21 protein-coding genes are annotated in these 21,121 nt (G+C 52.2%); all 21 read left to right on the top strand.

Translation table 11 applies throughout. The features are described 5' to 3' along the window. Positions 1–3: 3 nt before the first annotated feature. Positions 4–447: a hypothetical protein gene (locus BN348_RS10360; protein WP_040197905.1), complete on the top strand. Its 444-nt coding sequence runs from the start codon at positions 4–6 to the stop codon at positions 445–447. A 13-nt stretch (positions 448–460) separates the two neighbouring features. Then, a complete protein-coding gene (locus BN348_RS10355; RefSeq protein ID WP_040197904.1) occupies positions 461–1,219 on the top strand; it encodes a hypothetical protein in 759 nt (252 codons plus the stop codon). 71 nt (positions 1,220–1,290) lie between these two features. Further along, a complete protein-coding gene (locus BN348_RS10350; protein WP_169742320.1) occupies positions 1,291–2,334 on the top strand; it encodes a DUF3854 domain-containing protein in 1,044 nt (347 codons plus the stop codon). 133 nt (positions 2,335–2,467) lie between these two features. After that, the gene (locus BN348_RS10345; RefSeq protein ID WP_025641612.1) at positions 2,468–3,388 is read left to right on the top strand and encodes a ParM/StbA family protein; all 921 of its coding nucleotides are present in this window, start codon (positions 2,468–2,470) and stop codon (positions 3,386–3,388) included. 18 nt (positions 3,389–3,406) lie between these two features. Then, on the top strand, positions 3,407–3,769 hold the full coding sequence (locus BN348_RS10340) for a hypothetical protein (RefSeq protein ID WP_040197902.1): 363 nt from the start codon (positions 3,407–3,409) through the stop codon (positions 3,767–3,769). A gap of 169 nt (positions 3,770–3,938) precedes the next feature. After that, positions 3,939–4,283, top strand: coding sequence for a helix-turn-helix domain-containing protein (locus BN348_RS13305; protein WP_025641615.1), 345 nt, complete (start codon positions 3,939–3,941; stop codon positions 4,281–4,283). Between the two features lie 221 nt (positions 4,284–4,504). Further along, the gene (locus BN348_RS10330; RefSeq protein WP_025641617.1) at positions 4,505–4,915 is read left to right on the top strand and encodes a sigma-70 family RNA polymerase sigma factor; all 411 of its coding nucleotides are present in this window, start codon (positions 4,505–4,507) and stop codon (positions 4,913–4,915) included. After that, the gene (locus BN348_RS10325; RefSeq protein ID WP_040197901.1) at positions 4,912–5,103 is read left to right on the top strand and encodes a helix-turn-helix domain-containing protein; all 192 of its coding nucleotides are present in this window, start codon (positions 4,912–4,914) and stop codon (positions 5,101–5,103) included. The genes BN348_RS10330 and BN348_RS10325 overlap by 4 nt, the downstream gene beginning before the upstream one ends. A gap of 367 nt (positions 5,104–5,470) precedes the next feature. Then, the gene (locus BN348_RS10320) at positions 5,471–5,680 is read left to right on the top strand and encodes a DUF6462 family protein (protein WP_025641620.1); all 210 of its coding nucleotides are present in this window, start codon (positions 5,471–5,473) and stop codon (positions 5,678–5,680) included. 320 nt (positions 5,681–6,000) lie between these two features. Next, positions 6,001–7,233 (top strand): site-specific integrase, encoded by a 1,233-nt coding sequence (locus tag BN348_RS10315; RefSeq protein WP_025641622.1) that lies wholly within the window; start codon positions 6,001–6,003, stop codon positions 7,231–7,233. A gap of 199 nt (positions 7,234–7,432) precedes the next feature. After that, positions 7,433–7,993 carry a hypothetical protein gene (locus tag BN348_RS10310; protein ID WP_040197899.1) on the top strand — a complete coding sequence of 187 codons (561 nt, stop codon included), beginning with the start codon at positions 7,433–7,435 and terminating at the stop codon, positions 7,991–7,993. A gap of 3 nt (positions 7,994–7,996) precedes the next feature. Next, positions 7,997–9,649: a dihydroxy-acid dehydratase gene (gene ilvD / locus BN348_RS10305; protein WP_040197897.1), complete on the top strand. Its 1,653-nt coding sequence runs from the start codon at positions 7,997–7,999 to the stop codon at positions 9,647–9,649. 194 nt (positions 9,650–9,843) lie between these two features. After that, positions 9,844–11,151 carry a dihydroorotase gene (locus BN348_RS10300; protein ID WP_052446882.1) on the top strand — a complete coding sequence of 436 codons (1,308 nt, stop codon included), beginning with the start codon at positions 9,844–9,846 and terminating at the stop codon, positions 11,149–11,151. Positions 11,152–11,431: 280 nt separating this feature from the next. Continuing rightward, positions 11,432–11,647 carry a hypothetical protein gene (locus tag BN348_RS10295; protein ID WP_040197896.1) on the top strand — a complete coding sequence of 72 codons (216 nt, stop codon included), beginning with the start codon at positions 11,432–11,434 and terminating at the stop codon, positions 11,645–11,647. Between the two features lie 82 nt (positions 11,648–11,729). Continuing rightward, entirely contained in the window at positions 11,730–12,659 is a 930-nt protein-coding gene (pyrF, locus tag BN348_RS10290) for an orotidine-5'-phosphate decarboxylase (RefSeq protein ID WP_040197894.1), read from the top strand. Between the two features lie 176 nt (positions 12,660–12,835). Then, positions 12,836–13,942, top strand: a complete 1,107-nt coding sequence (locus BN348_RS10285) for a carbamoyl phosphate synthase small subunit (protein WP_040197892.1) — start codon at positions 12,836–12,838, stop codon at positions 13,940–13,942. Further along, the gene (gene carB / locus BN348_RS10280; protein ID WP_040197891.1) at positions 13,933–17,124 is read left to right on the top strand and encodes a carbamoyl-phosphate synthase large subunit; all 3,192 of its coding nucleotides are present in this window, start codon (positions 13,933–13,935) and stop codon (positions 17,122–17,124) included. Before BN348_RS10285 ends, carB begins: the two co-directional genes overlap by 10 nt. A 1,001-nt stretch (positions 17,125–18,125) precedes the next feature. After that, positions 18,126–18,890, top strand: a complete 765-nt coding sequence (locus BN348_RS10275) for a dihydroorotate dehydrogenase electron transfer subunit (protein ID WP_040197890.1) — start codon at positions 18,126–18,128, stop codon at positions 18,888–18,890. Next, the gene (locus tag BN348_RS10270) at positions 18,890–19,801 is read left to right on the top strand and encodes a dihydroorotate dehydrogenase (RefSeq protein ID WP_040197889.1); all 912 of its coding nucleotides are present in this window, start codon (positions 18,890–18,892) and stop codon (positions 19,799–19,801) included. The genes BN348_RS10275 and BN348_RS10270 overlap by 1 nt, the downstream gene beginning before the upstream one ends. Before the next feature lie 20 nt (positions 19,802–19,821). Then, a complete protein-coding gene (locus BN348_RS10265) occupies positions 19,822–20,493 on the top strand; it encodes a histidine phosphatase family protein (protein ID WP_040197888.1) in 672 nt (223 codons plus the stop codon). Positions 20,494–20,497: 4 nt separating this feature from the next. Further along, positions 20,498–20,926, top strand: coding sequence for a Holliday junction resolvase RuvX (gene ruvX / locus BN348_RS10260; RefSeq protein ID WP_040197887.1), 429 nt, complete (start codon positions 20,498–20,500; stop codon positions 20,924–20,926). The last annotated feature ends 195 nt before the right edge of the window (positions 20,927–21,121 follow it).

The following is a 21,121-nucleotide window of genomic DNA, read 5'->3' as shown; positions in this document are numbered from 1 at the left end:
GCTATGGCTACAATTTTAGATCAATATCTTGAGAAACAGAATACTATCAGGTCACAGATTGCTGAGAATAGTCTTCCGCCGGAAGACCTGTTGATTATGCAGGAGTTGAATTACCGCATTTGTGTCTTGGAGACATTTCAATCGTTTTGTAAGTCCGCACCAATTACTATGGATACAAAGGTCATGGGCTATCACTTTCAAATGGTAGATGCGTATGTACGTTTCACCTTAACTGAAAGACGATTCGGATTGAAAGCCGATGCAGAGGGTCAGAAACGTCGTGAAACAGCACTTAACTCTTTTGAGCATGTTGTGCAGGAGGGCAGAAAGCGGTTTTCCAGTTTTAAGGCAGGGACACAGGAGCAGTACAAAACAAGTATCAGTCAATATGTTCATACGATTTTGCCAGTTTGGATGCAGTATCGGAACACATATATCAATTTATAAGGAGGCTATGATTATGAGTCAGAATAACTCGAATGAGAAGGCGGCAATGCTCGCCAAAATCGAAACCATACATAAGGTGGATGGATTTGATCCGACGCCGTTTGCTGTGGATTATACGGATTTGGGAACTGGAGAGGTGCGTAAGCGCCTTCCGGTAATGATACAGATGGCGTGGTTTCGCTTGAAATATCCGGAAGGACGAATTGCTGTACAGGTGAATTCTGCAAAGGATTGTTTCGTAGCAACAGCTCGCGTGTATCCGAACTATAAGGATGCTGCTGACTGCTATCTGGCAGAGGCAACGGCCTCCAGAGGATACTGTGAGGAGAAACCTTCTGTTTCCCCACGGGAATGGGCACAGACAGCTGCTGTCGGAATTGCTCTTAGAAACGCAGGTTTTGGTCTTCAGTTTTCTATGGCAGGTGAAGATTTTGAGTCTGCTGCAGTGGATGAGTTGGGAATCACTGCTGCTCAGCCTCAAACAGAAGCTGCAAAGAAACAAGAAACATCAGAACAAAAATTGGAACCGGCGCAAGAGGAGTATACTGTAAACGAATCGGTGCAAAAGGAGCTGACTCCGGAAAAAAAGATGGCACAGGCAATGAGTGTGCCTTGCCCAATCTCAAAATTCAATGGAAAAACGCTTGGAGAGGTATTAGCGTTGGATCCTGGCGCAATCAAGTGGGTGGCAACGAAATTCACCGGTGGTGAGGAAATTAAAGAAGCCGCCCGGATGATTTGTGAGTATGCAATGCAACAGGCGACGGCGTAACGGGTTTAAAAATAAGGGGGACGACTTTTTTGGTCGTCCCCCAGAAAGGAGGCAGTATGGAGATATATCATATGTGGGATGTAATCTCACTGCTTGGAATACCGATGCCGCCGTCTGGAAAAAGTTCCTATTATGTTCAGTGTCCTTGTTGCGATGAAAATCCTCGAAAAAAACACTTGAACATCAATTTGAAAAAAGAAGTGTATCGCTGCCCGCGGTGCGGAATATCTGGTGGTATATTTGATTTATATTCCTTATATACCGGGATTCCGCGTGACAAAGTGCGAAAGGCTTTGGTGGAGAAACTGGGAATGCCTGATAACCGGCCAAAACCTAAAAAGAGGATACAGCCGCAGGCAAAACCGGAATGTCCAATAACGGATGTTGATACCCGTCACGCCACATACAGTGCGCTTCTTAGCAAACTGACACTGGCAGCAGATCATAAAGAAAATTTGCTTGGCAGAGGGCTGTCAGAAGATGACATCCTCCGGCTTGAATACAGGACAACACCTGTGGTCGGTATGACAGCGATTGCCAGCAAACTTCAGTCTGAAGGGATGTACTTAGCTGGGGTTCCTGGTTTTTATAGAAATGAAAATAGCACATGGACTTTCATCCATGAAGAACGCGGTATCTTAATCCCAATGAGAGACCGGTTAGGAAGGATTCAGGGACTCCAGATACGCAGAGATAAAGTAAAAAAGAGAAAATTTCGCTGGGTATCCAGTACAGAGCGGCCGGATGGTTGCCCTGCCGAAGGATGGACGCATCTTGCAGGCCCGGTTAGATCTATGTTGGTACTGACAGAGGGACCAATGAAGGCCGATATCATACATGCACTGACTGGTTTGACGGTGCTGGCGGTTCCTGGTGTTAATTCCCTGACGCAGCTGGAGAGGACGCTCAGTGATTTGCGTGCAGAAGGGGTAGTAGAGATCAAGACCGCTTTTGATATGGATTTTGCAACGAACAGCCATGTGCAAAACGGTTATAACAATCTTCTCAGCCTTCTTGATAATATGGGATTTCGGTTTGGTACTTACCTGTGGGATCCACGCTATAAAGGGCTGGATGACTACATCTGGGAATATTGTTTTCAAAAGAAACGTTAAGAACTGGGGTGGAGCAAAATGCTTCACCCTTTTTCGTATGCTTTTTTTAATCAAATGCGTATAAAAGTTGTAAATACGCATAGCAAATCGTGTAATGATAAGTATAAGAATAAACTTTGCAGGAGGTATACATATGTTAATCGCAATCGACCATGGCAATTACGCCATAAAGACCACAAACCACTCTTTTATTTCAGGGCTTTCAGAGCATACGGTTAAGCCGCCTATGACGGATGAGATTCTGGAGTATGGAGGAAAATACTGGACCCTGAGCGGACGCCGCCTAAGTTATATGAGAGACAAAACACAGGATGACCGTTATTTCATCCTGACATTATTCGCAATCGCCAAAGAACTGGAGAACAGAGGGCAATATACGCCGGTAGAGCAGATTCAGCTGGCTGTTGGTCTGCCGCCGGAGCATTTTGGGGTTTTAAAAGATAAATTCGCTCGTTATTTCAAAAGAGATGGAATTATCAAATTTGTTTATGGTGATAAGCCATACAGTATTAAGATAGACCGTGTCATGGTGTTCCCGCAGGCATATGCCGCTGTTATTCCCCAGAGCAGTTTGGTTGTCCATACTGTTCGTATGTTTGTCGTTGACATTGGCGGCTATACCACAGATGTGCTGCTCTTGAAGAATGGAAAACCAGATCTGCAGTTTTGCCGAAGTCTGGAAACTGGCATTATTACTATGAACAACGAAATCATACGAAAAGTTGGTGCACTTCATGATATGCGTATCGAAGATGAGCATATTAGTGCAGTTCTCCAGTCCGAGAATACCATTCTGCCGGAGGATGTCAAAGAGACAATTTGTGAAGCAACGAAGTTACATGCACAGGATATTCTGAATCAGCTTAGAGAATTGCAAGTGGATCTGCGTTCCAATCCTGCAGTTTTTATCGGCGGGGGAAGTATTCTTTTAAAACATTTCCTGATGAGCTCGCCTTTGGTAGCAAAGGCAGACTTTGTTGAATCTCCGAATGCGAACGCACTGGGGTATGAAATGCTGGGCAGGAAAACGCTTTCACTTCGTCCGCTTGGATAAGGGACGGAGGGATGTATAATGAAAAAGGATGGAAAATATCGCTTTTCGCTTCAATTTGGCGCAGATTCAGAGGAACAAGTAAAGGCTGGAGAGTTGCTTGAAAGGTTAGGAAACAAAAAAAGTGCAGTTGTTGTTGCAGCCCTTAACGATTATCTTAATTCTAACCCGGATTTGCAGGATACAAATTGTAAAATAGAGGTCAAGCTAACGTCTGGCTATAATCGGGATGGAATTGAAGAAATTATACGGCGTATTGTTGAGGAGAGACTTGCAACAGTTCATCAGGACGAATCCTTAATCGCATTTTCAGAGGGAAATGGGACAGATACTCTGGAGGCAGACATTGCACAGATGTTGGATAATCTGGATGTGTTTTCATAAAACTACAGTGCATCCGATAGGATAATGATGGTTATTTAACACACTTAATAATAGAAAAGTCCATGTGAAAAAGTTTATATTCCACTTATAGTGCGTGTATTGGAATGTTGAGTTCTTCAATTCCATTGCCAGATTGTATAAAATAAAAATGTAAGGAGAATGTAGAACCATGGACTATGTTATTTTAGGTAAGAATATTAGGAAGTACCGACAAATGCGCGGAATGCGCCAGGAAGATTTGGCGGAGCTTTGTGATTGTGGTAACAGTCATATCGGCCAGATTGAAAATGCGAGAGGAATTCCAAGCCTGGATATGATTGTACGTATTGCAAATGCTCTTTCTGTAACGGTAGATCAATTGCTCAGGGAGTATTATACAGAACCTGAGAAGGTCTATTTGCGAGAGATTGCAGAGCGCATCGAGAAGTATCCGGTAAAGCAGCGTGTATACGCTTGCGAAGGTCTGGCTGAATTTTTAAATACCATTGAAAAGTTCAGTCATACGGATGAATGATGAGCATATAACAAAACAGAAAAAGTTTACGCTTTATAGAACGGCTATGCTACATGAAAATGCAGTATGGTCGTTTTTTGTTATCTGAAAATAAGGAGGTGATCCCATATGGATTAAGCCATTGACAACTGTAAAAAGGTAACAAGTTGAAAATTAAGGCACGCCACTACGGCGTGTCTTGACTTTTGCCCTGGTGGTGTGCCCCGTAAGGAGGTACAAATATGAACCATCAGCAAAAGTCTGAACATGACGAGCTACGGGCCAGATTCACAGCATGGCTGGAAACAACAGTTTACCGCGCCAGACTCAAATATTTGGAACGGGAAAAACCCAAGGTAAATATAGTTTCAATTGAGGAATTGCCAGAGAGCGCTTTAGCTGTTTCTGAAAAAGCTGCATATTATGCGAATCCAAAATCCGCTTTTGATTTTGAAGAAGAACGGTTGGCAGAGGCATTTGCAAAATTGCCGATAAAGCGGCAGGAGATACTGACAATGCTGTTTGTGGAAGAGAGAAAACCGGAGGAAATTGCACGGATATTGAACTGTTCTCCGCAGCATGTTTACGACCAGCGCTATCAGGCATTGAAGAAGCTGCGCATAGCATTGACAAAGGACGGTGATAAACTATGAATCACATGGAATTTGAAAAGATGCTTCAGGCGGCAGTTTCCGGCAGTCATGAGGCGTTAGAGCAACTATTTCTACTGTATGCACCATTAATTGATAAGCACAGTAAGGTTGACGGGCAAATAGATGAAGATTTAAGACAGTATATTTTGATACATATTGCGCTCAATATTTCAAAGTTTGTCTTTTAGACGAAGGCGGTCTCAGATTTTTCTGAGACCGTTTTCATTTTTTTGAATTCTGTTCGAGATTTGAGAGCTGATGAGGCTTTTTATAGGTAAAGGCATCCCCATGCCATGGTACCTTGACAATTTCATAGCTTCCAACTCTACGTTCCCGAACCGAGAAGCGGCTATCCGTTTGTGTGGCGAGCAAAACCAGAAGCACTGATATATGGGCGGCACCCATATAACGCAATGATCCGGCCGGGGATAATGATACTTCTGTAATTCGCAGCCCGGCCATAATGCAGGCGGGGAGATGAAATTTCTATGGACCTGACAGCCACAGGCGGAGAAGGGGGCATTTATTTTGATTTTAATAGTAAGGAGGCTGATTATGGGCTATAAAAGGAAAGACGTAGAGCAAACAAAGCAGTATGCAAAAAAGTTTGTGCGCTACAAAGAAGGAGCAGAGAAGTACAGCCTTGGGCTGACAAAGTTTCAAGAACTCGCAAAGGAAGCAAAAGCTGTTTATAAGATTGATGGCATTGCTTTAGTGAATTGCGAAATTTTTGAAAAATTTTTGGAGTCATTCCGAGAGTATTAAAGTAGGTGAGACATTATGGCTTTTTTATATAGAGGGACTTTAAGCACTTGGGGACTTGACTTTCTGTCTTACGATAAGTATAATGAAGACATGTGGAGGTAGCGGTATGACAAAAATGGGTAGACCAAAGGAGGACAATGCAAAGCGTAAGTCCATTACGGTTCGATTATCAGAAAAAACCCATGCTGAGTTGACCAGGTATGCTGCTGAACACAAGATTACAATGACAGAGGTTGCCCTGCGAAGTTTGGAAGAGTATTTGTCCAAGCGAAAGTAAGTGCTGTGAGTCCCTTCTTCATTTTATGAAGGAGGTTACAGACATGGCAAAGACACGAAAAGATGAGCGGGGAAGAGCACTCAGGAAAGGAGAAGTACAGAGGGCATCAGATAAGCGGTATATGTACACCTATACTGATCCGTTGGGTAGGCGTAGGTCCATATATGCGCAGGATTTGGCAACGCTTCGAGAAAAAGAAAAGCAGCTGATGAAGGATCAATTGGATGGACTGGATCTGTATGTTGCAGGGAAAGCATCCATAAATGATACCTATGATCGGTATATCTCTACGAAGTATGATTTGCGGGCGACCACCCGTAGTAATTACGATTATATGTATGATCGTTTTGTCAGACATACATTCGGAAAGAAAAAAATCGCAGACATTAAGTATTCAGATGTACTCCAGTTTTATTGCTATTTACTTAAAGAGGAAGAGTTATCGTTAGGGACACTGGATTCGATTCACACCTTGCTGCATCCGACGTTCCAATTGGCGGTTCGAGATGAAATTATTCGGAAAAATCCGTCAGACGGAATTATGAAGGAAGTTAGCAAGAAGGCGGATAAGTCAAGAGGTGTGAGACATGCTTTAACGATTGAGCAACAGAGAGTATTTCTGGAGTATATATCCAATCATCCGGTGTATTATCATTGGTGGCCGTTGTTTACGGTTTTACTTGGAACTGGATGCCGAATTGGAGAAGCACTTGGTCTCCGCTGGGAAGATCTTGATTTTGATAATCAGATTCTTAGCATCAATCACAGTCTGGTTTATTACCCGGTTGGAAAATCAAGAAAGTCTGTTCTGCGAATATCGAAGCCAAAGACAGATGCAGGTATCAGAACGATTCCGATGCTTGATATTGTATGTGACGCCTTCCACATGGAGCATGAGGAGCAGGAAGAAACGGGATTCAATGAAACCGAGATCGATGGAATGACGGGTTTTGTATTTATCAATCGTTTTGGTTCTGTTTTAAATCCGCAGGCGGTGAATCGTACTATCAAACGGATTATCAGCGGGTACAATGCGGAAGAGGTCATCAATGCCAAGCGCGAGCGGAGAGAGCCAATTATTCTTCCAGATTTCTCCTGTCATCACTTGAGGCATACCTTTTGTACAAGACTCTGCGAACATGAAACAAACTTAAAAGTAATTCAGGCAATTATGGGCCATCGGAATATCGAAACTACGATGGATATCTATGCCGAAGCTACAGATCAAAAGAAAAAGGAATCTTTTGAAAACTTATCCAAATTGGACATCTTTTAGGAAGGGTTCTCAGTGTGAGTAAGCTGACAACAAACTTTCTGCGAAGACAACAATTTGACAACGATTTTCTTTTTTTCCTGATGTGATACGAAGCACTGTGAAGAATGGGAAAGTAAAGAAATGAAAGGATTTGAATCGTTATGACGGCATGTAAATTAGTTGGGAAACTTTTCCCGACCATGAAGCCGAGGGATTGAGGATGACCACCTTCAAACGGGCCATGGTGATCGGCGTGCCGGTGCTTGTGCTGCTGGCTGGCCTGGTCGCCTGCATCCCGTTCCTTGCAAAGAAGCCCGACGCGGTTGTGGTGCTCGCCACAGCCGGGGAAATCGACAGGGAAAAGCAGCAGGAGATCGTGACGGGACTCAAATCCTATCTGCCCGATTTTAACCGGGACGGCGCCGTTGTGCTCGATATCCGCGCGATCAGGCTCACAGCCGGCAGCGCCGAGGAATTCTCGCGGCTGCTGGAGCCGGACGAGACGGTGCTTCTGATCACCGATGAGGAGGCCTTTGCGGCGCTTCCCGCGCAGACCGAGCTGGTACGGCTCGAGGATATCTACGCCGGTACGGCCGGTGTCAAAGGCCCGCAGTTCAGGCTGGATCCAAAGGCGATTGCTGAAAACCTGCCCGACGGGCTGAACGTCTCGATGAAGGCGTTTACCGCGATCCGGGAGCGGGACAGCGAGGAAGTCAGCGGGTATTATAAGAACCAATGTGATTTTATGGACAACATTGTCCTGAATAGAAAGGTGATGTGACCATTGAGAAGTGATTTGATCAAAGCAGGTCCGCAGAGAACGCCGCATCGCGCTCTGCTCAAAGCGATGGGTGTAACCGACAGCGAGATGAAGCGGCCGTTCGTGGCGGTCGTCAACTCGAAGAGCGACTACATACCGGGGCATATCCATCTGAACGATATCTGTGAGGCGGTCAAGGCCGGTATCCGCAACGCGGGCGGCGTGCCGTTCGAGTTCAGCACCATCGGCGTCTGCGACGGCATCTCAATGAACCACCAGGGCATGAAGTATTCGCTCTGCTCCAGGGAGCTGATCGCCGACAGCATCGAGGTCATGCTGATGGCGCATCCGCTGGACGCAGTGGTCTTCATCCCGAACTGCGACAAGATCGTGCCGGGCATGCTGATGGCTGCCTGCAGGCTCGATCTGCCGAGCATCTTTGTCAGCGGCGGCCCGATGAGCGCGGGCAAATTTCAGGGAAAGCGCATCGGCCTGTCCGACACTTTTGAAGCGGGCGGCGCCTATGCGGCAGGAAAGATCACCGACGAGGAGCTCAAAGACCTCGAGGAGAACGCCTGTCCGACCTGCGGAAGCTGCTCAGGCATGTACACCGCAAATTCCATGAACTGCCTGACCGAAGCGATCGGCATGGCGCTTCCCGGAAACGGCACGATTCCGGCGACCTCTGCCGCGCGCAGACGCCTTGCGAAGGAGACCGGCGAGCGGATCATGGAGCTTTACAAACAGGATATCAAGGTCAGCGACATCCTGACCGGCGACGCGTTCCTGAACGCGCTGCGCAGCGATATGGCGCTTGGATGCTCGAGCAACACCGTGCTGCATCTGACCGCGGTCGCGCACGAGATGGGCGTCGACATGGATTTGAACCTGATCGACCGCGTCGGCCGCCAGACCCCGCAGCTGTGCAAGCTGAGCCCGGCGAGCGACGTGTTTATCGAAGACCTCAACGCGGCCGGCGGCATCCAGTCGGTGCTCAAGGAGCTTTCCAGGGAGCGTCTGATCGATGAGGAAGCCCTGACCGTCAGCGGCAAGGTCGGCGACCGGCTGCAAAAAGCGCCCGAGGCCGACGGCGACGTGATTCATAAAATTGAAACGCCGATCCGGAAGGACGGCGGCATCGCGATCCTGCGCGGCAATTTGGCCGAGGAGGGCGCGGTGGTCAAGCAGGGCGCCGTACTCCCCGAAATGATGGTGCATGAAGGCCCAGCCCGCGTCTTCGACTGCGAAGAGGACGCATCGGACGCCATCCTTTCCGGCAGGATCAACCCGGGCGACGTGGTGGTCATCCGGTACGAGGGACCGAAGGGCGGCCCCGGCATGCGCGAGATGCTGAATCCCACGGCGGCGCTGGCCGGCATGGGACTGGACGGCGTTGCGCTGATCACCGACGGACGCTTCTCCGGTGCGACGAAGGGCGCGGCAATCGGCCACGTTTCCCCGGAAGCGGCGGCAGGCGGAACCATTGCGCTGGTGAAGGAGGGCGACACGATTTCGATCGACATCCCGAACCGCCATATGGAGCTGAAAGTCTCCGACGAAGAACTCGAAGAGAGAAGAAAGAACTGGACGGCGCCGCAGAAGCAGCTCAGCGGCTATTTGAAGCGGTATGCGTCGCTTGTCACCTCCGGCTCCAAGGGCGCAGTGTTCAAAGATTGATGAGTACCCCCGCATGGGGGAGAAGGGAACAGATGTCAAACCATGTTTGGCATCTGTTTTTTCGAGGCGTATCGACAGCGGGAAACACAAGAGTTAAAAGATATTTCAAACAAACGACCCGCTTTTATGATAAAATGTGGTAAACTAAAGGTAATGAAGGTAACGTGTCAAAATACTTAAAGAGGGTGTCTTGATTGTCCAAACTACTGATTAAAAACGCGCATATCCTGGATAGGAGCGAAGGGCTCGACCTCACAGGCGATATCCTGATGGAGGACGGGTTCATACGCAGCATCGACGAATCGATCGAAGCGGAGGACGCCGAGGTCATCGATGCGACCGGACTCTACGCCGCGCCGGGCTTTATCGACATGCATGTGCATCTGCGCGACCCCGGCTACACACAGAAGGAGGATATCTACTCGGGATGCGAGGCGGCCGCGGCAGGCGGCTTCACCGGAATCGCCTGCATGCCGAATACCAGCCCGGTGACCGACAGCATTGAGATCGTCAACTACATCAACAACAAGTCGCAGAACGCCAAATGCAAGGTCTACCCGGTTGCCAGCATCACCAAGGAGCTGTACGGCATCGAGCTGACCGATTTTGAAGGGCTCAAGGGCGTCGGCGCGATCGCGTTCAGCGACGACGGCCGCCCGGTCGAAAGCGCGCGCATCATGCAGGAGGCGATGGAGAAGGCGACCCAGATCGGTTCGTTCGTCATCTCCCACTGCGAGGATATGGGCATCATCAGCAACGGCATCGTCAACAAGGGCATGATTTCAAAGATTCTCAATGTGCCGGGCATGGACCGCACCAGCGAGGACTGCGTGACGGCCCGTGAAATCGCGCTGGCCGGCGCGACCGACACCCGTGTGCACATCGCGCATGTCAGCACCAAGGGCTCAGTTGCGCTGATCATGGACGCGAAGCGCCGCGGCGTGCATGTCACGGCTGAAACCTGCCCGCATTACTTCATCCTGACCGAGGATGAGCTGCTCAAGCGCGACGCGAACTACCGCATGAACCCGCCGCTGCGCACCAGCGAGGACCGGCAGGCCATCCTGTCGGCGATTGCAAACGGCACGATCGACTGCATTGTGACCGACCACGCGCCGCACACCAGGGAGGAGAAGGCGGAATTCATCACCGCGCCGAACGGCATTGTCGGGCTGGAAACCTCGTTTGCGCTCTGCTACACCTACCTGGTCGAACGCGCGGTGATTCCGCTGCAGAGCCTGATCTACATGATGTCCACCCGCCCGGCGCAGATTCTGGGGCTGGACGCCGGAAAGCTGCGGGTCGGCGGCGTTGCGGACGTGGTGCTGTTTAGTACGGGCGAGCAGTGGACCATCGACGCCGGGCAGTTCAAATCCCGTGCCAGCAACACGCCGTTTGACGGCATGAAAGTCAGCGGACGGATCAAATACACCATCCTGAACGGAAACATCAGCTATGAGGATGCCGGCGTTCAGCAGGAAGAGACGCTGGAACAGTTTTGATGGAATGAGCTTAAGCGGACTTTTCACGGCTGTGACTGAACAGCATCCATTTTATGTGAAAGTCAAAGTGGCTGCGGCAAGGAGCTTTGTTTGAACAATATTGGCTGATAGTCGATTTCAATATCTGTTCAGAAAAAAGCTGACAGTCGGTTTACTAGGGTTTCACGTCTTTTCAGGAATAGGCTGGCAAGTCGATTAAAAATATCCATGATCCTTTTAAGACAGGCCGGAGGCCGGTTTGCCGCAGTTCAATATCCTTTCAGAACAGGAGTCGATATGGATGGGTTTGGCGATCAAAGTGAAGATGCTACTTGCAGCTAAGGAAATGACCATTGCCGATTTGGCCAATCAGCTGGAGCCGAAGACATCGTCCCAGAACATTGGGGCGAAGCTGAAACGGGACAATCTGACGGAAAAGGATCTGCAGGCGATTGCAAAAGCCTGCGGCGTCGCGTTTGAGGGCAGCTTTGTCTTTGAAGACGGCAGAAAGATATAATCAAAAATTACCGTATAGAGATCAACATAACAGTCGGGGCCGCAGATGAGGACTCGAACAGTATCAAGAAAGAGGGAAAGCCATGTCACTGGACAGACTGATAGAGAAAATCGCCCAGACCAAAAATCCAACGGTTGCGGGGCTTGATCCGAAGCTCGACTATATTCCGGAATATCTCAAGGAGAAATCCTTCGAGGAGTATGGGTACAACTTAAAGGGCGCGGCGGACGCGCTGTTCCGCTTCAATAAAAAGCTGATCGACGAGCTTTATGACATCGTGCCCGCCGTCAAGCCGCAGGCGGCCTATTACGAGATGTACGGCTACCAGGGCGTCAAGGCGCTTTACAGGACCATCGCCTATGCGAAGGAACGCGGGATGTTCGTCATCACCGACGGCAAGCGCAACGACATCGGCTCGACGATGGAGGCCTACGGCGCGGCGCATCTCGGCACCATCGAGGTGCAGGACAAGACCTTTGAGCCGTTCGGCGGCGATGCGCTGACGGTCAACGGCTATCTCGGCACCGACGGCATTAAGCCGCTTCTGGATATCTGTGAGAAACGCGACCGCGGCATCTTTGTACTCTGCAAAACCTCGAATCCATCCTCCGGCGAATTGCAGGACCGACTGATTGACGGCAAGCCCGTCTATCAGATCATGGGAAGCATGTGCGAGGAATGGGGCAAAGGCCAGATCGGACAGTATGGATACAGCGCGGTCGGTGCCGTGGTCGGCGCAACCTATCCGAAGCAGCTTACGGAGCTCCGGGAGCTGCTGCCGCACACCTTCTTCCTGGTGCCGGGCTACGGCGCGCAAGGCGGCGGCGCCGGCGATGTGGCCGGTGCTTTTGATGAGAGGGGACTCGGCGCGGTCATCAATTCCTCCAGAGGGATCATGTGCGCCTGGAAAAAAGAAAAATGCAGCGAAAAGAACTTTGCGAAGGCGGCCAGAAGGGAGGCGATCCGCATGCGCGACGACATCGTTGGTGCGGTCGGTGACATCCGCCTGTAAACAGAACCGCGGCAGCCGGTCACCGGGATATGGGCATCCAGCTTCCCGCAGGCAATGTCAGGCTGTAAGCAAAGCTGCAATAGAGTGGGACAAACCGGCGCGTATTGAAAGATAGCTGCCGGTTCGTTCTGTGTAAACGAGGAGTTTGGAACGTAACCAAGAGGGGGTCATCGAACTTGAAAACATCTGAGAAAGCCTATCTTCTGCTGGCGGACGGCACGGTTTTTGAAGGAAAGAGCTTCGGCGTCAAGGGAAGTACCATCGGCGAGGTCGTCTTTGCGACCGGCATGACCGGCTATCAGGAGACGCTGACCGATGCGAGCTACTACGGGCAGATCGTCACCCAGACCTTTCCGCTGATCGGCAACTACGGCGCAAACCATGAGGATTTCGAATCGAAGAAGTCCTGGGTGAAGGGGTATATCGTGCGGGAATACTGCGAAACCCCGTCCAACTTCCGCAGCGAAGGGGATATCGACAGCTTCTTAAAGAAACAGGGGATCATCGGCCTGTATGGCATCGATACGAGAAGGCTTACCAGGATCATCCGCGAAAGCGGCGTCATGAACGGCATGATCACAACCGAGGATGTCGCGCAGAACAGGGATGCGCTGCTCGAACAGATCCGCTCATACAACATAGAGGACGCCGTGCAGACGGTCAGCGTGCGGGAAGAGGAGTATCACAAGGCCGAAAACGGCCGGTACGAGGTGGCGCTGCTCGACTACGGCTTCAAGCGCAACATCCTGCGCTGCCTGCTTGACCGAGGCTGCAATGTACGGGTGCTGCCGGCTCTGACCGCGCCGGAGAGGATCAGGGCGCTCAATCCGGACGGCATCATGCTTTCAAACGGCCCCGGCGACCCCGCTGACAACAAAACGATCATCGAAAACCTCCGGGAGCTGACGGGCTACGGCATCCCGACCTTCGGCATCTGTCTCGGGCATCAGCTGCTGGCGCTTGCGAACGGCGCGAAGACCGAAAAGCTCAAGTATGGACACCGCGGCGCAAACCAGCCGGTCATCGACCTTCGAAAGGACCGCACCTATGTGACCAGTCAGAACCACGGCTACGCGGTCGTTTCCGATTCGATCGATGAAGCAGTCGGCGCGGTCAGCCACAAAAACGCAAACGACGCCACCTGCGAGGGTGTGCGCTATCATAACGCCCCGGCCTTCACCGTGCAGTTCCATCCGGAAGCCTGCGGCGGGCCGAAGGACACATCCTACCTGTTCGACGAATTTTTAAAGCTCATGGATGGAGGTGACGCGGCATGCCGCTGAGGAAGGATATCAAAAAGGTGCTGGTCATCGGCTCCGGCCCGATCGTGATCGGACAGGCCGCCGAATTCGACTACGCCGGCGCGCAGGCCTGCCGCGCACTCAAGGAAGAGGGGCTTGAGGTGGTGCTGGTCAATTCCAATCCTGCGACCATCATGACCGACAAGGCGATGGCCGACAAGATCTACATCGAGGCGTTGAACCTCACGGTGCTCAAGCGGATCATCCGGCAGGAGAAGCCGGACAGCATCCTGTCCACCCTGGGCGGACAGACCGGGCTGACCCTTTCGATGCAGCTTGCCAAGGAAGGCTTCCTGGAGGAACAGGGCGTCAAGCTGCTGGGCGCAGATCCCGAAACCATCGATATGGCTGAGGACCGGCAGATCTTCAAGGATACCATGGAGTCCATCGGGGAGCCCTGCATCCCGTCCAAGGTGGTCAACACCGTGGACGACGCGGTCGCGTTTGCCGAAACGATCGGTTATCCGGTCATTGTGCGGCCGGCGTTTACGCTGGGCGGCAGCGGCGGCGGCATCGTGCAGGATGAAGCTGAACTCAGGGACATCGCCCAAAACGGCCTGCGCCTTTCCCCGATCACGCAGGTTTTGATAGAGAAGTGCATCTCCGGCTGGAAGGAGATCGAGTTCGAGGTGATCCGCGACTCGAAGGGCAACTGCATCACGGTCTGCAGCATGGAGAATGTCGACCCGGTCGGCGTACATACCGGCGACTCGATCGTCGTGGCCCCGGCGTTGACGCTGACCGACAGGGAATACCAGATGCTCAGAAGCGCGTCGATCAACATCATCTCCAAGCTCGGCGTCGAGGGCGGCTGCAACTGCCAGCTGGCTTTACATCCCGACAGCTTTGAGTATGCGGTCATCGAGGTCAACCCGCGCGTGTCGCGTTCCTCGGCGCTGGCGTCCAAAGCGACCGGATACCCGATTGCGAAGGTTGCGACCAAGATCGCCGTCGGCTATTCGCTCGACGAGATCCTGAACGCGGTGACCGGCAAAACCTATGCCTGCTTCGAGCCGGCGCTCGACTATGTCGTCGTCAAGTTCCCGAAATGGCCGTTCGACAAGTTTGTCTATGCGAAGCGCACGCTCGGCACACAGATGATGGCGACCGGCGAGATCATGTCGATCGCGACGAGCTTTGAACAGGCCATGATGAAGGCGGTCCGCTCCATCGAGCTGGGGCTCGACACGATGAACCTGTCGAAATTTGCGGCGTTCAGCGATGAAGAACTCGAAGCACAGCTTCACTGCTGTGACGACGAACGCATCTTTGCCGTGTATGAAGCGCTCAAGCGCGGCTTCAGCTATGACAAGGTCTTCGATATCACCAAGATCGACCGGTTCTTCCTGGCAAAGTTCAGGCATCTGGCCGAGATGGAGAAGGCGCTTGCCGATGGGGCGCTGACCGAAGAAGTATATATCGAAGCCAAGAAGCTTGGCTTTTTGGATAAGACGATCGAACAGCTGTCGGGGCAGAAGATCCCCGAAAAGCACTACGCCTCCTACAAGATGGTGGACACCTGCGCCGCAGAGTTTGCGGCGAAGACGCCATACTTCTATTCGAGCTTCGATGAGGAGAATGAGGCGAAGCTGTTCATCGAGGAAAACGCGAGCGACAAGAAGAAAATCCTGGTGTTCGGCTCCGGCCCGATCCGGATCGGACAGGGCATCGAGTTCGACTACTGCTCGGTGCACTGTGTCTGGGCGCTCAAAGAGATGGGCTATGAGGCGATCATTGCGAACAACAACCCGGAAACCGTCTCCACCGATTTCGACACCTCCGACCGGCTCTATTTCGACCCGCTGACGCCGGAGGACGTGACCAGCATCATCGAAACGGAAAAGCCGTGGGGCGTGGTCGTCCAGTTCGGCGGTCAAACCGCGATCAAGCTGACCAAGCACCTGATGAGCCTGGGCGTCAATATCCTGGGCACCAGCGCGGACAGCATCGACGCGGCGGAGGACCGCGAACGGTTCGACGAGCTGCTCGAGAAGTGCGGCATCCCGCGCCCGCAGGGCGAGACGGTCTTCACCTGCGAAGAAGCGCTGAAGGCAGCAGGAAAGCTCGGCTATCCGGTGCTGCTGCGGCCATCCTATGTGCTGGGCGGCCAGAACATGATCATCGCGCATTCGGATAAGGACGTCGAGGAATACATGGCGATCATCACGGCGCACGAGCTGGAAAACCCGGTGCTGATCGACAAATATATGATGGGAACCGAAGTCGAGGTCGACGCGATCTGCGACGGCGAGGACTTTTTGATCCCGGGCATCATGGAGCACATCGAGCGGGCGGGCGTCCATTCGGGCGACTCGATTTCAGTCTATCCGACCTACAACCTCTCTTCCCGCATCAAACAGCAGATTGTGGACTATACCGGCAGGCTGGCGAAGGAGCTGAAGGTCGTCGGCCTGGTCAACATCCAGTATGTCGTGTTCAACGGCAAAGTGTACGTCATCGAGGTCAATCCGCGTTCATCGAGAACCATCCCGTACATCAGCAAGGTCACCGGCATCCCGATGGTCGACCTGGCGACGAAGATCATGCTGGGCGAAAGGCTCCGCGATCTCGGCTATGGAACCGGACTCTATCCGGAGGGCATCTACACAGCGGTCAAGGTGCCGGTCTTCAGCTTTGAGAAGCTGCATGATGTGGACACCCACCTGGGTCCGGAGATGAAATCGACCGGCGAGGTGCTGGGCATTGCGAAGAGCTTTGAAGAGGCGCTGCTAAAGGGCCTGGTCGCGGCGGGCTATCAGATGAAGGAGAAAGGCGGCGTGTACATCACGGTGCGGGACGAGGACAAGCAGGAGGTCATCCCGATTGCGGAGAAGTTCGAACAGCTCGGCTTCGACCTGTACGCGTCGCCGGGCACGGCGCTGACGCTCAACCAGAACATGATTGCGACCAACGCGGTCCGCAAATTGAGTGAGAAATCTCCGAATGTCATGGATCTGCTGGAAAGCGGCAGGATCGATTATGTCATCTCGACATCGGCGAAGGGAAGAATCCCGGCGCGGGACAGCGTCAGGATTCGGCGCAAGACCGTCGAGCGGTCCATCGCCTGTCTGACGTCGCTGGACACCGCCAAGGCGCTGGTCAACTGCCTTGCGATGGATAAGACCATCGAGGATGTTGACTTGATCGATATTACAAAGATTTAAGTTTGTTTTGCTGAGTCTCAGCGGTCACAGTATGTTTGCCAGGTTCCACTTGGCAGTGTGGTTTTTTACCACTGAAGTCCAGTGGTCTTACGTTGTTACCAAGTGACACTTGGCAGTGTGGTGGTTACTTCTTTGCGCGGCCAAAGAAGTAACCAAGAAAGGCCGTTCAAGGGGGGCCATGCACAGAGGCACTTAGGGCCAGATGGCCCCCCTTGAAAATCCCCCTCTGATATCCCGTATCTGCTACGGCCGCCTGCGGGCGGCGTTTGGTTTTGGGCAGAGTGGTTGGGCAGGTCTAGCAGCGGAAGTTTCTGTGGTTAAAGGTTGTTTTCATGGTACCCCGAGACCAAAAGGCTGAGAGGTAACTGAATCCCATATTAAAATGTGAGTTCGTTTGTATATAGCTGCATTTTAAAGCCATTCTATCCTAAAAAGAACAATGCCCGCTATGGCGTGGTGGGGACAATGAGGCTAGACGAGAACTGCACTTCGATGGAAGATGAAGCTGACAGCGACAGAACGGCGATACATTGGAGCACTATGCGTCGTGGTGCCTCTGAGACGAGCCATTGCGGGCGCCTTGCCGTCATCTGGAAGCAGGAACTGCCCAATTCCGGAAAAGCTGCGTGATTGGGGGATTTTTAAGGGGGCGATAGACCCCTTGAATGGCCTTTTCTGGTACCTCTTTTGGCCACGCAAAAGAGTAACTGCCATCTTGCTAAGGCGTTTTGGCAATATAAAAGACAGCCATTGCACTGCGGTGCAAAGAAGCCGGTACTTTGCCAAATTTGGAGGCAAAGTACAAAGAGCCACTGCACAAAGGTGCAGAAAACACCGTTTTTAGAGGTATCCGTTCAGGAAACTTCTAAAAAACACTGCACCGGCGTACATATGTCTTTTAGGGACAGAATAAAACCAGCCATAATGTAATGATGCAAGAAAAACCGCCGGAATATAACGGCGGCAGGAGATAAAAAGAGTACACTTGGAGGTGTGAGGAAGTGAGCTATCAACAGGGACTCTATCCCATCATAGAAAAAACAGCGATTGCAAAAAACACCTACAGCTTCACCATCCTGGCCCAGGAGATCGCCGAGATGGCAAAACCGGGACAGTTTGTGCATGTCAAATGCAAAGGATACTTCCTGCGCCGGCCGATCTCAATCTGTGAGATCGACCGGAAAAAGGGAACTCTGCGCATCGTGTTCGAAATCCGCGGAGAGGGCACCGAAGCGCTCAGCCATCTGAACGTCGGCGACGTCGTCGATATGCTCGCTCCGCTCGGCAACGGCTTCGACATCCTGGAACCGGACAAAAAGGCCGTCGTCATCGGCGGCGGAATCGGTGTGCCGCCGATGCTGGAAGTCGCGAAGCAGTATCAAAACCCAATGGCCATCCTGGGCTTCCGATCGGCATCGGCCGTCATCCTGGAACAGGATTTCAAGCAGTATGGCCGCGCCGCGGTTTCCACCGACGACGGAAGCTATGGCCGCAGAGGCTTTGTCAGCGACATCTTAAACGACTACTTAAAAGAAGAGACGCCGGATATCATCTATGCCTGCGGTCCGGCCCCGATGCTGAAGGTGCTGAAACAGATCGCAAAGGAGCACGGCGTCCGCCTGCAGGTTTCCCTGGAGGAACGTATGGGCTGCGGTATCGGCGCTTGTTTGGTCTGTGCGTGCAGAACCAAGAAGGATGGAAAAGAATCGATGAGCCACGTCTGTAAGGACGGCCCGGTCTTCGAAGCTGAGGAGGTGCAGTTCTGATGGCAGATCTTTCGGTCAATATCGCGGGCGTGCCGTTTAAAAACCCGATCATCACGGCATCCGGTTGCTTCGGTTTTGGCAAGGAATACGAAAAGCTCTATCCGTTGAGCAAGCTCGGCGGCATCTCGCTGAAGGGCACAACGCTCGAGGAGCGCGCAGGCAATCCGGCGCCGCGTATCGCGGAAACCCCGGCCGGCATGCTCAACAGCGTGGGCCTGCAAAACCCCGGCATCGATCATTTTTTGAAATATGATCTTCCATATCTGAAGGATAAGGACACGGTGCTCATCGCGAACATCGCGGGCCATTCGGTCGAGGATTACTGCGAGGTCGCTGAAAAGGTGTCCGATTCGGATATCGATATGGTCGAGCTGAACATCTCGTGTCCAAATGTCAAATCCGGCGGCCTTGCGTTCGGCGTGTCCTGCCAGAGCGCGGGCAGCATCGTCAAAGCGGTGCGCAGCCGCTGCAAAAAGCCGCTGATCGTCAAGCTGTCGCCGAATGTCACCGACATCACGGAAATTGCCAGAGCGGTCGAAGCGGAGGGCGCGGACAGCGTCTCGCTGATCAACACGCTGCTCGGCATGCGCATCGACATCCAGACGAGACGGCCGGTCCTCAAAAACAACGTCGGCGGACTCTCCGGCCCGGCGGTCTTCCCGGTTGCCGTGCGGATGGTCTGGCAGGTGAAGCAGGCGGTGGGCATTCCGGTTATCGGCATGGGCGGCATCGCAACCTGGAAGGACGCTGTCGAGATGATGATGGCCGGCGCAGACGCCATCCAGATCGGCGCGGCGCTGTTCAGCGACGCATACACGCCGCTGAAGGTGGCTGAGGGCATGAACGCCTGGCTGGATGAACAGGGCATCCGGCATGTTTCAGAGATTGTAGGCCAGGTCAAACCCTGGTAATACCTGTTTGGAGGAAATCCATGAGTGAGAAAACGACGGTCTACCTGGTGCGGCATGCCCAGGCGGAAGGAAATCATAAACGCATCTTTCAGGGCTTCACCGACGCCGAGATCAGCGAAATCGGCGAGAAACAGCTCGAAAGGCTTGCCGAGCGGTTCCGGGAGATCGAGCTGGACTGCATCTACGCAAGCCCGTTGATCCGCACGATGAAGACGGCGATGGCGGTGAACCGGTACCACGATCTGCCGATCGAGGTGGATGAACGCCTCAAGGAGATCAACGGCGGGGAATGGGAGGGCCAGTTCTGGTCAACCTTCCCGGAAAAATATCCCGAGATCAACGACAACTGGGAGAACCATCCCGAGCGGTTTCAGGCGATCGGCGGCGAAAGCATGCAGGAGCTTTATGAACGGGTCAGCCGGGCGGTGCTGGATATCGTCGGCAGGAACCGCGGAAAACGCATTGCGATTGTGTCGCACGGATGCGCCATCCGCAACATGCTGTGCTTTCTGACCTACAACGATATCGGAAAGCTGCAGGATGTGGACTGGTGCGACAACACCGCAATCAATCTGTTCGAGTTCGACGAGAATCTGAAAAGCAGGCAGTTGCTGAGAAACTGCAACCGGCATCTGACCGATGACATATCCACCTTTGCGCATCAGGACTGGTGGAGAAAGGATAAGGAATAACAATATGAAAATTATGGCGGTAGATCTGGGCGACGCCCGCACCGGCCTTGCGGCCTGTGACCGCACCGAATTTCTGGCCTCGCCTCTGGGCGTGATCCACGACCGGAATTTTGAGAGCGTGGTACAGAAGGTCGCGAATGCGGTTCAGGAATACGAGATCAAAACAGTCGTCGTCGGCTATCCGAAGAATATGAACAACTCGGTGGGGGAGCGCGCGCTCAAGTGCGAGGAGTTCGCCGAGAAGCTGAAAGAGAAGGTCGATGTGCCGGTGGAGCTTTGGGATGAGCGGTGCACCACCGTTTCGGCGCACGGCATCCTGAATGAAACCAACACCCGCGGCCAGAAGCGCAAGAATGTGGTCGACGAGGTGGCGGCCGTGCTGATATTGGAAAGTTATCTTGCCTATCGCAAGAACCACAAAGAAGAACAGTAAGAACAAACCGCCATGTATGGACTGTCCATACATGGCGGTTCTTTTTATTCTTAAATTTATATAGGGATACTTTTGCGGAATAGCGGTTTTACCGCTGTATCTCAGTGGTTTCACGGTGTTAGCCAAGTGACGCTTGGCTATGTGGGTGCTGACCCGCTGTAGAGCGGCAGCTTTACTTTATTTACCAAGTAAAAC

This window comes from Candidatus Soleaferrea massiliensis AP7, assembly GCF_000820765.1.
Lineage (GTDB): Bacteria > Bacillota > Clostridia > Oscillospirales > Ruminococcaceae > Soleaferrea > Soleaferrea massiliensis.
The sequence above is the reverse complement of the archived record's forward strand: the minus strand, read 5'-3'. Positions and strand labels throughout refer to the sequence as shown.